At 63.3% G+C, this 14,875-nt stretch carries 10 protein-coding genes and 2 pseudogenes; 8 read left to right on the top strand and 4 right to left on the bottom strand.

Translation table 11 applies throughout. From position 1 onward, the window contains the following. Positions 1-2: 2 nt before the first annotated feature. Positions 3-650, top strand: coding sequence for an alpha/beta hydrolase (locus tag ACFXS9_RS11380; protein WP_025589847.1), 648 nt, complete (start codon positions 3-5; stop codon positions 648-650). A 238-nt stretch (positions 651-888) separates the two neighbouring features. On the opposite strand, the gene ACFXS9_RS11375 is transcribed toward ACFXS9_RS11380, so the two are convergent. Both ACFXS9_RS11375 and ACFXS9_RS11370 read right to left on the bottom strand, forming a co-directional pair. Further along, positions 889-1,569, bottom strand: coding sequence for a glutathione S-transferase family protein (locus ACFXS9_RS11375; protein ID WP_392688736.1), 681 nt, complete (start codon positions 1,567-1,569; stop codon positions 889-891). A gap of 119 nt (positions 1,570-1,688) precedes the next feature. Beyond that, positions 1,689-2,789, bottom strand: a complete 1,101-nt coding sequence (locus ACFXS9_RS11370; protein ID WP_392688733.1) for an anhydro-N-acetylmuramic acid kinase — start codon at positions 2,787-2,789, stop codon at positions 1,689-1,691. Between the two features lie 177 nt (positions 2,790-2,966). On the opposite strand from ACFXS9_RS11370, the gene tyrS reads away from it, so the two are divergent. Both tyrS and ACFXS9_RS11360 read left to right on the top strand, forming a co-directional pair. Then, positions 2,967-4,220 carry a tyrosine--tRNA ligase gene (tyrS, locus tag ACFXS9_RS11365; RefSeq protein WP_392688730.1) on the top strand — a complete coding sequence of 418 codons (1,254 nt, stop codon included), beginning with the start codon at positions 2,967-2,969 and terminating at the stop codon, positions 4,218-4,220. Between the two features lie 81 nt (positions 4,221-4,301). After that, positions 4,302-5,549, top strand: a complete 1,248-nt coding sequence (locus ACFXS9_RS11360) for an MFS transporter (protein ID WP_392688727.1) — start codon at positions 4,302-4,304, stop codon at positions 5,547-5,549. Here the strand turns inward: ACFXS9_RS11360 and ACFXS9_RS11355 are convergent, their stop codons facing one another. Further along, positions 5,550-6,452: a LysR family transcriptional regulator gene (locus tag ACFXS9_RS11355; protein ID WP_392699733.1), complete on the bottom strand. Its 903-nt coding sequence runs from the start codon at positions 6,450-6,452 to the stop codon at positions 5,550-5,552. It abuts the gene before it with no gap. 113 nt (positions 6,453-6,565) lie between these two features. On the opposite strand from ACFXS9_RS11355, the gene bla reads away from it, so the two are divergent. After that, entirely contained in the window at positions 6,566-7,459 is an 894-nt protein-coding gene (gene bla / locus ACFXS9_RS11350) for a class A beta-lactamase (RefSeq protein ID WP_392688725.1), read from the top strand. A gap of 175 nt (positions 7,460-7,634) precedes the next feature. Continuing rightward, positions 7,635-7,889: a hypothetical protein gene (locus ACFXS9_RS11345; protein WP_392688723.1), complete on the top strand. Its 255-nt coding sequence runs from the start codon at positions 7,635-7,637 to the stop codon at positions 7,887-7,889. A 71-nt stretch (positions 7,890-7,960) separates the two neighbouring features. Here the strand turns inward: ACFXS9_RS11345 and ACFXS9_RS11340 are convergent. Continuing rightward, positions 7,961-11,628, bottom strand: a pseudogene (locus ACFXS9_RS11340) (DUF3971 domain-containing protein). A 216-nt stretch (positions 11,629-11,844) separates the two neighbouring features. On the opposite strand from ACFXS9_RS11340, the pseudogene ACFXS9_RS11335 reads away from it, so the two are divergent. From ACFXS9_RS11335 to ACFXS9_RS11325, 3 genes and pseudogenes are all read left to right on the top strand, one after another. Beyond that, positions 11,845-12,629: pseudogene (locus tag ACFXS9_RS11335) on the top strand (peroxiredoxin). A gap of 99 nt (positions 12,630-12,728) precedes the next feature. After that, complete coding sequence (locus ACFXS9_RS11330; protein WP_392688720.1) at positions 12,729-14,081, top strand: peptidoglycan DD-metalloendopeptidase family protein; 1,353 nt, start codon at positions 12,729-12,731, stop codon at positions 14,079-14,081. Positions 14,082-14,294: 213 nt separating this feature from the next. Then, on the top strand, positions 14,295-14,744 hold the full coding sequence (locus ACFXS9_RS11325) for an SRPBCC family protein (RefSeq protein ID WP_392688717.1): 450 nt from the start codon (positions 14,295-14,297) through the stop codon (positions 14,742-14,744). The last annotated feature ends 131 nt before the right edge of the window (positions 14,745-14,875 follow it).

Raw genomic sequence — 14,875 nt, 5'->3', positions numbered from 1 at the left:
CAATGCCTGAAGTAATTTTCACCGGCCCCGCAGGCCGCCTCGAAGGCCGTTATCATCCGGCCAAGCAGAAGAACGCGCCGATCGCGATGATCCTGCATCCGCATCCGCAGTTCCACGGCACGATGAATCACCAGATCGTCTACCAGTGCTATTACGCGTTTGCGCATCGCGGCTTTTCGGTGCTGCGTTTCAATTTCCGCGGTGTCGGCCGCAGCCAGGGCTCATTCGATCACGGCACCGGCGAGCTCTCGGACGCGGCATCCGCGCTCGATTGGGCGCAGACCATCAATCCCGAAGCGCGCGCCTGCTGGGTCGCGGGCTTTTCGTTCGGCGCCTGGATCGGCATGCAGCTTCTGATGCGCCGGCCCGAGGTCGAAGGTTTTATTTCGATCGCGCCGCCCGCCAATCTCTACGACTTCTCCTTCCTCGCGCCCTGCCCGTCTTCGGGCCTGATCGTGCACGGCGAGAAGGACGCGGTGGTGCCGCCGAAGGACGTCAATACGCTGGTCGAGAAGTTGAAGACGCAGAAAGGCATCGTGATCGATCAGCAGATCATCCCGGGCGCCAATCACTTCTTCGACGGCAAGCTCGAGCCGCTGATGGAGACGGTGACCGGCTATCTCGACATGCGGCTCGCCAACGTCCGCTGACGTCTGCTCCGTGCCCCGGACGCGGCGCAGCACGAAGTGATGCACCGCAGGGCCGGGGCTCATCCTTTCTATTGTTTTCCGTTGCCAGCCTGGGTCCCGGTTCTGCGAAGCAGCGCCATAGCGTGTCGAAGACGCGCGTGAACGCGCTTATGGCGCTGCGTCGCGCCCGGGACACGTGGCCTACACCACGCTGCAACTCGCAAGATGGGTTGAGCCCTTCGCGAAACTACCCGCCACGCTACGCCGCCAATTTCAGCAAATGCGCGTTATGGCGCACCAGGAACGCGTGCAGCAATTGCGGATAGTCGGGACCCACCGCCGTGCGTACGCTCGGCCGCTTCGCCAGCGTCTCTCGCCATGCGCGGACCTTCGGCGTGTCGGCAAAGACCGAGAGATCGGTCAGTTGATCGAACACGTCGAAATAACGGAAAATCGGCGCGAACACCGCGTCCACCAGGCTAAAATTTTTGCCGGCAAAGAACGGCCCGCTACCCAGCGCCTCCTCGACACGCGCAAATTTTGCAGCGACCGCCTGCCGCTTGCTTTCGAACACCGCAGGATCACCCGTCGTCTCCATGCCCCAGAGTTCACTCAGAATGGTGGACCCGAACTCCATCCAGGCCCGATGCTGCGCGCGCTGGAGCGCATCCTGCGGATGCAGCTTGGCGCCGCCTTGGGTGTCCTCAATGTATTCGCAAATCACGTTGCTTTCGAACAGCGCGACCTCCTTGCCGTCGGCGCCGGTCACGACCAGCACCGGCACCTTGCCAAGCGGCGAAATCTTCAGGAACCAGTCCGGCTTGTTGGCCAGATCGATGTCGACCCGCTCGAACGGAACGCCCTTTTCGTTCAGCGCGATCACGGCGCGCTGCACGTAGGGACAAAGCTTGTGGCTGATCAAAGTGAGCTTCTGCGCCATGACGACCTCCAACGCGAAGGCCGGCCGGGCCCTCGCTCCATGCATCTGCATCTAAATTAGATGCGTCTGCATGCAGTCGTCAAGGTCGATGCAATTGCATCAACATATCTTGAACCGCGTCACGGTCGCGCGATGATGCCGCCGGTCATCGGGAGCGGCACCCCGGTGGTGGCGGGGTAGCTCAGCGGCAGACCCTTCAGGCCTCGCGCCGCCAGAAATCCGAAAGCCTGCGCCTCGATGGCGTCGGAGGCCCAGCCCAAAGTGTCCGCCGCCCGGACGGTCGCGGGCGCCAGACACTCACGCAGCATCCGCAGCATGGTGAGGTTGCGGGCGCCGCCGCCGGCCACGATCCAGTTCTTGGGTTCCTTCGGCAGCAACGGCACCACCCGGGCGATCGCGGCAACGGTAAAGGCGGTCAGCGTCGCCGCCCCATCCGCGGGCGGCATATCCCGGAGCTTCAACCCCGCAAAATCGTTGCGATCGAGCGATTTCGGCGGCGGCAGCGAAAAGAACGGCATCTCCAGTGCACGGTTGATCCAGGCCGCATCGACCCTGCCCAGCGCGGCGGTGCGGCCCTCGGTGTCGAAGCGCTGGTTCATGCGGCGGAACATGTGATCGTCGAGCAGGGCGTTGCCGGGCCCGGTATCGCAAGCGATCAGCGTGTCGCCGTCGATATAGGTGATGTTGGCGACCCCGCCGATGTTGACCACGACGGTCGGGCCCTCCCACTCCAGCGATTGGGCGAGCGCGCGATGATAGACCGGGACAAAGGGCGCGCCCTGCCCGCCAGCTTCGACATCGGCAGCGCGGAAATCGTACATGACCGGAATGTGGATCGTCTTGGCGAGCGTCAGCGCATCGCCGATCTGGACCGTCAGCTTTTTCTCGGGCCGGTGCAGCACGGTCTGGCCGTGAAAGCCGACGATGTCGATGTCGTCGAAGCGCATCCGGTGTTGCGCGGTAAAGGCGGCCACCGCCTCGGCATGTGCAGATGTCACGACCCGCTCGGCCTCGCGCAGGCAGCCGGGCCGCGCCGCACGATCGGTCAGGTCGGCGGCCTCGTACAGCGCCTGCCGCAGCAGGCCGCGCTCCGTATCGGTATAGGGCCGGTATCCGGACGGTCCGAGCGCATTCACCCGGCGGCCGTCGGTTTCGATCAAAGCGACGTCGACCCCGTCGAGCGAGGTGCCGCTCATCAAACCTAATGCCGTCAACATCATGGTCGATTGTGCCTTTGAAACGCCCTGCTCGATACGTCCCGCCGACGACGACCAGCTTGTGCCAAACACGCACATCTTATAATGCCACAGCGCCCGGCCTTGCGGCAGCCTGTTCCGGCCATGGTTCCGCAACTGGTTACAATTACAGTGAAAATAGAATGATCAAAGCGCCCGCCCATGACCAAATTTAAATCAGATTTTCTGAACATTTTGCAGGAGCGCGGCTTCATCCACCAATGCTCCGATTTCGAGGGCCTCGACGCGCTAGCCGCCAAGGGCCAGGCGACCGCCTATGTCGGCTACGACTGCACCGCACCGTCGCTCCATATCGGCAATTACCTCACCATGATGATGCTGCACTGGCTGCAGCAGAGCGGCAACAAGCCGATCACCCTGATGGGCGGCGGCACCACCATGGTCGGCGACCCCTCCGGCAAGGACGAAACGCGCGCCATCCGCACGATCGAGGAAATCGAGGCCAACAAGGCCTCGATCCGCGGCGTGTTCGCGAAGGTACTGCGCTACGGTTCGGGCCCGAGCGATGCCATCATGCTCGACAATGCCGAGTGGCTGACGAAACTGAACTACATCGAAATGCTGCGCGACGTCGGCCGGCACTTCTCCGTCAACCGCATGCTGACGATGGACTCGGTCAGGCTCCGGCTCGAGCGCGAGCAGGAGATGAGCTTCATCGAGTTCAACTACATGGTCTGCCAGGCCTACGACTTCGTCGAGCTGGCGCGCCGCACCGGATGCCGGTTGCAGATGGGCGGCTCCGATCAATGGGGCAACATCGTCAACGGCGTCGATCTCGGCCGCCGCATGGGCACGCCGCAATTGTTCGCGCTGACCACGCCGCTGCTCACGACCGCGTCGGGCGCCAAGATGGGCAAGACCGCGCAGGGCGCGGTGTGGCTCAACGCCGACCAGTTCTCGCCCTACGACTTCTGGCAATACTGGCGCAACGTCGAGGACGCCGACGTCGTGAAATTTCTAAAGCTGTTCACGACCCTGCCGATGAGCGAGATCGAGAAACTCGCGGCATTGCAGGGCGGCGAAATCAACGAAGCCAAGAAGGTGCTGGCGACGGAGGCGACCGCGCTGCTGCATGGCCGCGACGCCGCGAACACCGCCGCCGAAACCGCCCGACAGACCTTCGAGCAAGGCGCGATCGCGGAGAACCTGCCGACTGTGGAAGTCTCGCGCGGCGAACTCGAGGCCGGCGCAGCCGTCCTGGGGCTGTTCGTGAAAGCGGGTCTCGTAACCTCGAATGGCGAGGCGCGGCGACAGATCAAGGGCGGTGGCTTGCGCGTCAACGATGCCGCCGTGACCGACGAGAAGATGGTGCTGACGTCGTCCAACCTCACGCCGGAGGGCGTCATCAAACTTTCCATGGGGAAGAAAAAGCACGTCCTGCTCAAGCCGGCCTAGAAGAATCTAACTCGGCCTTGCATAGGCGCATTCACTTTTTGACGCTTGCGGGGGCCAGCGGAAACGCGCTCCCTGCGTCTCATGGAAGAAAAGGCGCCAAAGGGAGACGCGACAGCCAAGCCGCTCAAGCCGGGGCGCGTGGCGCTCAACGTGCTGGCGCTGTGCTTCACGCTGGCGCTGCTTGGCCGTGGCCTCGGCGAGAGCTTTACGGTTTTCCTCAAACCGATCTCGGAGAATTTCGGCTGGGACCGCGCGGAAGTGGTTTCGGTCTATTCGCTGACATGGCTGGCGGGCGGGCTGACGGCGCCGGTGGTGGGGCGGCTGTTCGACCGCTACGGCCCCCGCGCCGTCTATTCACTGGGACTGCTGCTGCTCGGCGGGGCGTTTCTGGTGGCGTCACGCGCGCAGGCGCTGTGGCAATTCCAGTTGAGCGTCGGCGTCTCCGTCGGGATCGGCATCGCCTTCATCGGCAACGTGCCGAACTCGATCCTGCTCGGCCGCTGGTTCGGCCGGCGATTGCCTACCGCGATGGCGGTGGTCTATTCCGCCGCCGGCGCAGGCGTGCTCGTGCTGCTGCCGGCGTCGCAGCTTCTGATCGATCAGATCGGCTGGCGCGGCGCCTACCAGACGTTCGGTATCATTGCGCTCTGCCTGCTGCTGCCGTTGTTGCTGCTGCCATGGCGGCTGTTCTCCACGGGCTCGCCACACATCGCGAAAAAGGCCGATCCCGATTTCGTCGACGGCGGCTGGACGCTCGGCAGCGCGATGCGTCACCACGCGTTCTGGGCGCTGTTTTCGACCTTCTTCTTTACGGCCGTCGGGATGTATGCGCTTGCGGCGCAGATCGTCGCCTATCTGATCGATGCCGGCTTCCCGCCCCTGCAGGCCGCAACCGCCTGGGGCTTTTCCGGCGTCGTGCTGCTGTTCGGCATGCTGGGCGTGACCCAGCTCGATGCAATGATCGGACGAAGGCCGTCGGTTTTGCTCAGCTACGCTATCTCGATCGTCGGCATCATCTTGCTCTGGCTGCTGCAGTTCTATCCGAACTTCTGGCTGCTCGGCGCCTTCGTCGTGACCTTCGGCAGCATGATCGGCTCGCGCGGCCCGCTGATCACGTCAACCGCAATGAATATCTTTCGCGGCGAACGGGTCGGCACCATCTACGGCACGATCTCGATCGGCAGCGGCCTTGGCTCGGGGCTCGGCGCCTGGGCCGGCGGCCTGATCCACGACTGGACCCACAGCTACAACCCGGTGATCGCGTTCGCGCTGGTGGCCGTGGTGCTCGGAATGATTCCGTTCCTGGTCGTGCCGGCGCTGCGGCGGTAGCTACGTCTCGGCCTGCTTGCCAGGGCTCCTCTTTGTTGCTGCGATCGTTTCAAGCAGCCAGCTCTTGAATGAGAGCATCGCGGCTGTCGGTCGTCGGGAGTGCAACGACGTGATCCAATAATCGCCGAGCGCGACTTCGACCTTGAAAGGACGTACCAGCCGCCGCTGGCGGATCTCATCCTGAAACAATGCCGCCGGCAACAACGCAACGCCGAAACCGCGCGCCGCTACACTGGCGATCGTGATCGATGAATCGAATACCATTCCCTTGAGGACCGGACTCTGCAGTCCCGCCGCGGTAAACCATCGCGGCCATTCCTCCTGTCGGTAGGAACGCAGCAGCACCTCGCGCTTGAGATCGGCCGGCCGGCTCAGCCTGCGAGCCAGCGAAGGCGCGCAGCATGGGGTAAATGGCGCTGCCATCAAGTGGGTCGCCTCGGTGCCGTGCCAAAGGCCATCGCCAAACCTGATAGCGTAATCGAGGCCTTCACCCGCAATGTCGATACGATTGTTGTTGGTGAACAGGCGCAAATCGATCCGTGGATAGGCTTTCCTGAAAGCATCGAGCCGCGGCAACAGCCATCCGGAAGCGAAGGTACCGACCACACCGACCGCGATGACGTCCTGGTAGTGGCCGTCTTCAAAGCGATTGAGCGTTTCGGTGAGCCGGCCGAAGGCCTCGACAATGCTCGGCAGCAGCAACTGTCCTTCATCGGTGAGCGCAACGCCGCGGGGCAGCCGGCGAAACAACTGTACGCCGAGCCGGTTCTCCAGCACTTTCACATGCTGGCTGACGGCCGCCTGCGTGACTCGAAGCTCCAGGCCAGCACGGGTGAAACTGAGATGGCGCGCTGTCGCTTCAAAGGCCCGCAGCGCATTGAGCGGAAGGTGCGAAAGCTTCATCCGGCGCCGCATTGCTTGTCCCTAGTTTTTCTTATGCCTGCCCGCAGAACTCATCGTTTGTCAAGACAGCGACCGATCGGCACCTTCCTGCGCGCAGCAAGGAGAGATTCCCAGTGATCACGAGAAGACAGCTCCAGGTTGGATGCGGTGCAGCGCTGATAACGACTGCTCTGAGCGGCCGGCAAGCGATATGTGCATCGACCACAAATCAACGACTGATCGACGAGATCAGGCGTCTGGAGCGCGAGAGCGGCGGCCGGCTCGGTGTTTGCGTCCTGGACACGGCAACGGGTGCTCGTCATGTCCACCGGGGTGACGAACGCTTTCCGATGTGCAGCACCTTCAAGATGCTGGCAGCCGCCGCGATCCTGGCGCGGGTGGATGCCGGCAAGGAACAATTGACGCGGCGCATAACCTTCGACGCATCCGCACTCATCGTGTACTCACCCGTAACCGAGAAGCGCGTCGGCGGCGACGGCATGACGCTCGCCGAGGTTTGCGAAGCGGCGGTGACGTTGAGCGACAACACGGCCGGCAATCTCCTGCTTGCCGGCCTCGGCGGACCGCCAGGGCTGACGGCCTTCGTGCGGAGCCTCGGCGACCAAGTCACGCGGCTAGACCGGGATGAGCCCTCGCTCAACGAAGCTTTGCCCGACGATCCCCGCGATACCACGACACCGAATGCGATGGCCTCCAATTTGCAAGCCCTCATCCTTGGCACGACAGCGCTGTCGGCTGCATCGCGCGAGCAACTGACGGCATGGTTGGTCGCCAACAAGACCGGCGACGCGCGACTGCGTGCGGGTCTTGCGAAAGACTGGCGCGTCGGCGACAAGACCGGTACTGGTGCCCGAGGCACAAACAATGATGTTGCTGTGATCTGGCCACCCCGCAAGGCGCCCATCGTGATCACCGCCTATCTGACTGGCGCCACCGTTTCTGCCGCGCAGCAAAACGCCACTTTGGCTTCGGTCGCGCGGGCGGTCTCGGCCATGGCCTCTGGCTAGGTGCCGAATGCACGCAGCAACTGGCGGATTATCGGCAGCAACCATTGTCCTGTGCTTTGCAGTGCCGAGCTCGACTCCATCAATCGCGTCGAACGATATATTTGCCGACCGTCCGGCATTTTCCGAAGCCGAGCAGCCCGCGCGGAGGCCTGCCGACTGCAAGGATGTCAGGCGGATGGCGGACGGCATTCCAGAACTCGACTACCGGATCGATCTCTCGGTGGTCGGCAAGCTCACAGCGGTGCAGACGGATCAAGTCTTGTGGTATCTCGTGCTGTGCTCACCGCCGGATATCAGGATCATGTGCGTGACCTACCAATCCAATGGCGTGGCGGTTGGCGACACGGTCATCGTGAGAGGCGGATATCGACGACGTGACGCCAACCATGTCCTCTTGGATCCTTGTCTGGCAAGCAGACCAGAGCAGTGATTTCAACCGAGAGAAAGCTTCCCATCCCGAAGCTTCCATTCGATCATCCACCAACCTGCGGCGGTGCCTGACTAATTATTCGGCGGCAGTTCGATCGGGGCGTTGTTCTGCTTGCCGGTGTTGAACTCGAAGATCTTCCGCAGCACGCCGGGCATCACGGCCGAAATCGGATTGACGCGCAGCACGGGCTGGCCAGGCGTACCGACCACCTCATAGGTCACGCCGATCAGCCCCTCATTGCTGCCGCCACCGAGAAACAGGCCGAGCACGGGAATCTGGCCGAACATGTTGTTCAATCCGTACATCGGAACGAAGGTGCCGCTCATGCGCACGGCATTACCGACATAGTCGATGCTGCCTTCGATGGTCGCGCCGATGATCGGACCCTTCACGACACCATCGCGGATCGTGAGCTGTCCGCTCTGCCGGATGAACTCGGCGCGCAGTGCCGTAAAGGAAATGCCGTTCTGAACGCCGGCCGCTCCGCCCGCGGCGGCGCGCTCCAGTGCGGCCTCACCCTTGACGGAGAAATCGCGGACGTTGATCAGACCGTCCTTGGCGCTGGGTTCGACCGTCGGCGGCTCCATCGCAAGCGAGAGCTGTCCGCCGACCATTTTCGAATAGGTGTCGGTGAAGCGGAAGAAAGCACCCGCATCGTTGGTCTGCAGGATGATGATGTCGCGTCCCTGTCCCTGCCCGCGGCCGCGCAGATCGGCGGTCACCGGCGTGTCGCGCCCGACCTTGCCGGAGAGCGTGAAATTCTTGACGATGCCGTTGCGGCGGGAGAATTTGCTGTCGACGCTGCGCAACGCCTCGCCGTTGAAGCCGGCGACTGCGCCGAGCTTGACGTCGATATCGAGATCGATGTTCCTCGACTTGCTCTTGGGGTCGGCTTCCTTGCCCGAGATCGCCGATTTGAGGAAACCGCGGCCGTCGAACACGTCGCCGCGCATCGTGACCTTCACGACGCCATCAGTGCCGCGCTCGGCCTTCAACGTCGTCTTGTCGCCGTCCGACGGCGCGTAGGTCGGGAAGTTCGCGTTCAACAGATCGCCATTCTGGTCGACTTCCAGCGATCCCTTGATCGAAACGCCGCCGCCTTCGACCACGATGTCCTGGAACAGCGTCGATTGCTCCTTCTTCACGACATTGAACGTCGCCTTGCCCGACTTGCCAGGCACCTTGACCCAGCCCGGCAGGATGTTGTCGAGCCGCAGCGAGGTCAGATCAGCTTCGATGCCGACGCGGCTGTCGTTCTCGCCGATCTTGCCGACCACCTTGATCGGGATCGAGCCGCTCACGGCGGGTCCGAAATCGATTCCGAGGCGCGCGCGGCTGGCATCATCCAGCGTCGCCTGCAGCCTGATATCGGCGTCGCCCTCGCTCGGCTTGCGATAGTCCAGCGAAGCCGGTTGCCCGTTGATCTTGACGTCGCCCTTGACCTGGTAGCCCGCGTTATTGGCGAGCACCTTGAGCGTATTGGATTCCAGCTTCTGGTTCATTACGAGCTTGTCGGCGGCAAACCCGGCCAGATCGGCAATCACGGTGTAGGTGGTGTCGGCCTTGGTCATCGAGCCCTTGACCGGCATGCCAAGCGTGATGACGGCGGCAACATTTCCTTGCTGGCGTTCGGATCGATCAGCGTGCCGGAGAGATCGCTGATGCGGTCGGACGCCAGAATCTCGGCCGCTGCCGGCACGGACGCATCGACCCTGAACTTCACCCGCGATGGCGATGGCTTCGGCGCCATGTCCGGCACCTCGAAGGTGAAATCGGAAATGTTGATCTTGCGGCCGGCGGGTGTGTCGGCAATTCCCTGCCCGATCGTCACCGTCGCTGTTCGCCCGGTAACGCGCGCTTTCAAATCCGCATCGCGCACCGCGGGCATGTCGTCGACCGGACGCGCGGTAACTCCGGACGCGACGATGTTGACGGCCAGACCGTCGTCGGGAATCGGCGGTCCCTTGCGCGACAGATTGCGCACCGGCGAGTTGACGCCGACCTCGATGCGCTGGAGCGTGCCGCGCTCGATCCGCTCGATCACCCATTCGCGCACTTCGGGCACGATCAGGATCGGCCACATCCGCTTCAGGGCTGACGCCGACATCGGCGTTCCAGCGAAACCGAGCTGCAGCCGCGCCTCGTTCGCATAGTCGATGCTGCCGGTGCCGGCGATGCCGATCTCGCCGTTGCTGATGTCGGCCTGGGTGAGCAGCACGCGCTTGCGGTCAGTGTCGAACTTCAGCCCGATCGCGATCCGGTTGAAGATCAGCGGCGGTTCGTTGTCGGTGCCGGCCAACAGGATGGTGCCGCCGCTAAGGCCGGCCTGCCATTCGGTGGTGGCGCCGTTTGGCGGCTCGAGATGGCCGAGCAGCGTAATCCGGTTCGAACCGGAAACGACCTTGAAGGGCGCGACCAGCACGCGCCGTCCGGCATCCCATTCGACGCTCATCTCCGCCGAATCGATCGGCATCGGATAGTCAGGCGTATCGGTGTCGATGAGGTTCCCGGCGCCGGCGGTGATCTTGCCGCGGAAATAGGTCGGCAGACCGTCGCGGCCCAGTTCGCCCTTTAGCTCGCCGGAAAGCGGCAGCTCGGCGCTGTAGGTCAGGTCCTTGACCCGCATCGCCAGCAGGATGTTCGCGGCAGGCACCTTGTCGGCGCGAAGATCCACCGACCGCACGCCGTTCTGCTGCGGTCCGACCACAACCTTGAGCGACCAGGGATGCGCACCTTGCTCGCCAAGGCTCACCGCAACCCCGCCGCCGCTCGGACGGCGCATGCTGAGGCTGATATTCTCGAAATTCCATTTGTTGCCGCGCTGCTGGTCGTCGACAATGAGATTGCCGTTCTTGAGGCCGATCTCGTTCAGGTTCTGGCCGTCGAGGCCGGTCAGGCTGAGGCTGTCGAGCCAGTCGAGGCCAGCCAGCAATCCGTTCTGCGTGGTATCGGGAGCCGTCGCAGCCGCACCTTGCGGCGGCGCAGGCGGCTGGCGGGGGAATGTCGGGGGCATGCCGGCATCGCGCTTGGAGGCAACGCCGGTCGCGAGTGGCTTGGCGGTATCGCCGGCAGACACCGTCACCTGGCCATCGGGTGTGATCTGCACCGAAAGTTCGGCATCGACCAGATTGAGGCTCTCCGCGCGCAGCCGCCCCATCAGCAGCGCCATGCCCGATAGTTTCACCTCGGCCTTCGGCGCGGTGGCGACGACGACCTGGTCACGGTCGCGGACCACGATGTCGCGGATGCGCACCGCGATCTCGAATCCGTCCGGCCCGCTCGATCTGCGTACCGCCGACCTCGACGGTGTTGCCATGGCCGATATTGTCTTCGATCGCGGCCGCCAGCCACGGCGTCGCGACGTCGAGATTGATCGGCCCGGCGCCGAGCCGCCACCACAGACCGCCGAAACAACCGGTGAAGATCGCCGCCAGCACGGCGATCACGATCGCCAGGCGCTTGACCCAGCGCTCGCCGGTCATCCATTGCCGCAGCCCTGAGAACTTGTCGCCGAACCGGTGGAATCGGGAATTGAGCGCGACAACAGCCGTCGCGCACGATAGCCCGCCGCCTCGTCCTGCTCCCACCCCGCAGCGTCATCCCACTGCTGGGCCTCGGCACGCGGATTCGACCCCTTGGGCGAAGTATTCTTAGCCATTGCCTCTCGGTGCCGGCACTGAGGTTGATCGCCGCCAAGGGCACGCTCTTCGATCGGTATCGAGCGCTCCTGTGCCGGCATCGCTGCCATTCCTCGATTAATACTGTTACTCGTGGTCGGGCCCAAGGATTGATTGGGCGGTCCCATCGACGAGCGGACGGGGGTAGCGTCGAATTCCTTGTAACCATACTCCGGGGTCATCAAACTTGCCCAGTAGCCGGAGCGAATCCGACGGTCAAAGGCGAGACCCGCAATACCCTAATGGTTGATCTGCGGAAAGCGACGAAAGGAAGGCGTATGTCCAAGAAAACGCGCAAGAAATCCTCCATGCCATCCCCCAAGAACCGCAAGACTTCCACCGCAAAACCGGCCGCGGCCGAGACTGCCGCCAAGACTGCCGGCAAGACCGCCAGCAAGGCCACCCGCCGCAGCACGCCGGCATCGACCAAAAAGCCTGCCGCCAAGGTAGCCAACAAGGCCGCCAAAACCGCCGCCAAGAAGCCGGCCAACAAACCGGCGATGACGGCCAAGACCCCTTCAGCCAAAGCGTCGCACAAGCCGACATCGAAACAGTTAATAAAATCCAATCTATCGGATACGCCCAAACCGGTTGCCGGAACCGGACTGGTCGAAGGCGCCATGGCGCCCCCTTCAGCCTTCCGCGCGACGGCGGCGGCAGTGTTTCGCTGGCAGACTATGCCGGCAGGAAACTGGTGCTATTTTTCTATCCCCGCGCCGACACGCCCGGCTGCACCCGGGAGGCGATCGACTTCACGCGGCTCGATAGCGAGTTTGCCGATTCGGGAGCGGTGGTGCTCGGGATCTCGGCCGACACCGTAAAAGCCCAGGAATCCTTCCGGAACAAGCACCAGCTTTCGGTTCCTCTGATCTCGGACGAGCAGCATGAGATGCTCGAGGCCTATGGCGCCTGGGGCGAAAAATCGATGTACGGCAGGACCTTCATGGGGATCATTCGAACGACGGTTCTGATCGGCGCCGACGGACGGATCGCCAAAATCTGGCGCAATGTGCGGGTCGACGGCCATGCCGACGAGGTGTTGGCCGCCGTCCGCGCCATGTGATCGGCAGGTTCCCTTTCCCAAAAATTAACCATGAACGAGTCAAATCGGCACGCAAATTGAGCCGAACGGAGCTGATTTCCGACCGGCGCGGGAGTGCCGATGTCGTATCGTTCCGGTCATTATGCCGATCACCACCATCCCCACGATCATGGCCGGACGCCGCCCCGCCGTCCGGCACCCCATGCCGCAAAAGCTGCAGCACTGGACGGTGACGGCTACACCATCGTCCATGCCGGCAAGCAGGTCAGGCTCGGCCCGGTCGTGTTCTGGATCGTCGTCGGCACGATCGTGCTGCTTGGTATGTGGTCGGCGGCCACCGCCACCTATTTCGCGTTCCGCGATGATGTCCTGACCCGGCTGATCGCCCGACAGGCCGAGATGCAATATGCCTATGAAGACCGCATCGCAGAGCTGCGCGCCAAGATCGACCGCACGACCAGCCGCCAGTTGCTCGATCAGGAACAGTTCGACCAGAAGCTCGACCAGATCATGCGCCGCCAGACCGCGCTCGAATCGCGCGCCACTGCCCTTGGCGCGATGCCGGATGTCGCGGCGACCGGTTCGATTCGGCCTCCGCCGCGCGGCGCTGCTGCGGAGCCGCCCGCTTCCGGCAGCCTAAAACCCTCCCCGATCAGCAACACCGTGATCTTCGTCGCGCCGCCGGATCGCGAGGCCCGGCTGGAATCGCGCACGCCCGCCGTCGCCAAGCCGCAGCCAAATCAGTTCGCCAAGGTTCAGGGTGTCGACAATGTCCTGGTCCGCCTGCAGACCTCGCTGGACACCGTCGAGCGGCGGCAGATGGCGGCCTTGAGCTCGGTCGAGGACAGCATGGAATCGCGGCTGCGCCGGATGCGTGGCGTGTTCACCGATCTCGGCCTCAATATGGCGCAGCTCGAAGCCGCAACGCCGCGCTCGGCCATTGGTGGCCCGTTCGTGGCGGTGAAGCTGCCGGCGGATGCCGGTGCGTTCGAACGCCAGCTCAACCGGATCAACCTCACCCGTGCCCAGATGCAGCGCCTCAACGCGACGCTCGCACTGGTGCCCTACCGCAAACCCGTCGTCGGCGAGGTCGAATTCACCTCGGGCTTTGGTGTTCGCAGCGATCCATTCCTCGGCCGGCCCGCGATGCATACTGGCCTCGATTTCCGCGCCGCCACCGGCGATCCGGTGCGCGTCACCGCGAACGGCAAGGTGGTGTCGTCGGGATGGATGGGTGGTTACGGCCGCATGGTGGAGGTCGATCACGGCAACGGCCTGTCGACCCGCTACGGCCATCTGTCGGAGATTCACGTCAGGGTCGGCGACTTCGTCAAGATCGGCCAGGTCATCGGCGCCGTCGGCTCAACCGGCCGCTCCACCGGTCCGCATCTGCATTATGAAACGCGGATCGACGGCGATGCCGTCGACCCGCAGAAATTCCTGCGCGCGGGCGTGCGGCTCAGCTCAGGCTAGCATCGCGCCGTCAGAACTGGCGTGTTCGCTTGTTGATCGCGGAATACGTCGCCGGTCTACCGGCATGTGAACGGAACCGGCGCGCCCGCGTCGGTGAAATTTTTTTGGCGCCGTGTCGGATCACATGGAGGCCAGTCGTCCTTGTGGCAGAGACTGAGCTGAACCCGACCAAATCCCGCGATACACTGCGCTCAGTAATGGAGAAGCAACGTTATGTCCCAAGGCAATACCGTTCGTTTGCATCGTGTCTTCGCCACCAAGCCGGAGAAGGTTTTTCGCGCCTTCCTCGAAGCGGATGCCATGGCCAAGTGGCTGCCGCCCTACGGCTTCACCTGCAAGGTCCACCAATTCGAGGCGAAGGTTGGCGGCACGTTCAGGATGTCGTTCACCAACTTCACCACGAACGCCGGCCATTCGTTCGGCGGAGAATATCTGGAGATCGTGCCCAACGAGCGGATCCGCTACACCGATCGTTTCGACGACCCCAATTTGCCCGGCGTCATCGAGGTCACCGTGACGCTGAAAGCGGTTTCGGTCGGAACCGAGATCAACATCGAACAGACAAACCTGCCGACGGTGATCCCGGTCAGATCCTGCTATCTCGGCTGGCAACAGTCGCTCACCCAGCTCGCGTTGCTCGTGGAGCCGGATATTCCGGAATAGTGACGGTCGAGGAGAGGCACCACGCTGTGGTGCCTCATCCTATAGTGCCCAACCTCGCCGGTGAAGGCGTCGCCGAATACTTCCCATACCTCGCCGTTGTCTCGCAAGCCGCTTCAGCGCTTGCAAGCATA

Origin of the sequence: Bradyrhizobium sp. RDI18 (genome assembly GCF_043203335.1) — a bacterium.
Taxonomy (GTDB): domain Bacteria; phylum Pseudomonadota; class Alphaproteobacteria; order Rhizobiales; family Xanthobacteraceae; genus Bradyrhizobium; species Bradyrhizobium retamae.
This window is presented reverse-complemented; position numbering and strand designations above follow the sequence as displayed.

What these genes read in the sequence shown, in the direction of transcription:
- ACFXS9_RS11380 (WP_025589847.1), top strand. Translation starts at nt 3, where the DNA reads ATGCCTGAAGTAATTTTCACCGGCCCCGCAGGCCGCCTCGAAGGCCGT.
- ACFXS9_RS11375 (WP_392688736.1), bottom strand. Translation starts at nt 1,569, where the DNA reads ATGGCGCAGAAGCTCACTTTGATCAGCCACAAGCTTTGTCCCTACGTG.
- ACFXS9_RS11370 (WP_392688733.1), bottom strand. Translation starts at nt 2,789, where the DNA reads ATGATGTTGACGGCATTAGGTTTGATGAGCGGCACCTCGCTCGACGGG.
- tyrS (WP_392688730.1), top strand. Translation starts at nt 2,967, where the DNA reads ATGACCAAATTTAAATCAGATTTTCTGAACATTTTGCAGGAGCGCGGC.
- ACFXS9_RS11360 (WP_392688727.1), top strand. Translation starts at nt 4,302, where the DNA reads ATGGAAGAAAAGGCGCCAAAGGGAGACGCGACAGCCAAGCCGCTCAAG.
- ACFXS9_RS11355 (WP_392699733.1), bottom strand. Translation starts at nt 6,452, where the DNA reads ATGAAGCTTTCGCACCTTCCGCTCAATGCGCTGCGGGCCTTTGAAGCG.
- ACFXS9_RS11345 (WP_392688723.1), top strand. Translation starts at nt 7,635, where the DNA reads ATGGCGGACGGCATTCCAGAACTCGACTACCGGATCGATCTCTCGGTG.
- ACFXS9_RS11330 (WP_392688720.1), top strand. Translation starts at nt 12,729, where the DNA reads ATGTCGTATCGTTCCGGTCATTATGCCGATCACCACCATCCCCACGAT.
- ACFXS9_RS11325 (WP_392688717.1), top strand. Translation starts at nt 14,295, where the DNA reads ATGTCCCAAGGCAATACCGTTCGTTTGCATCGTGTCTTCGCCACCAAG.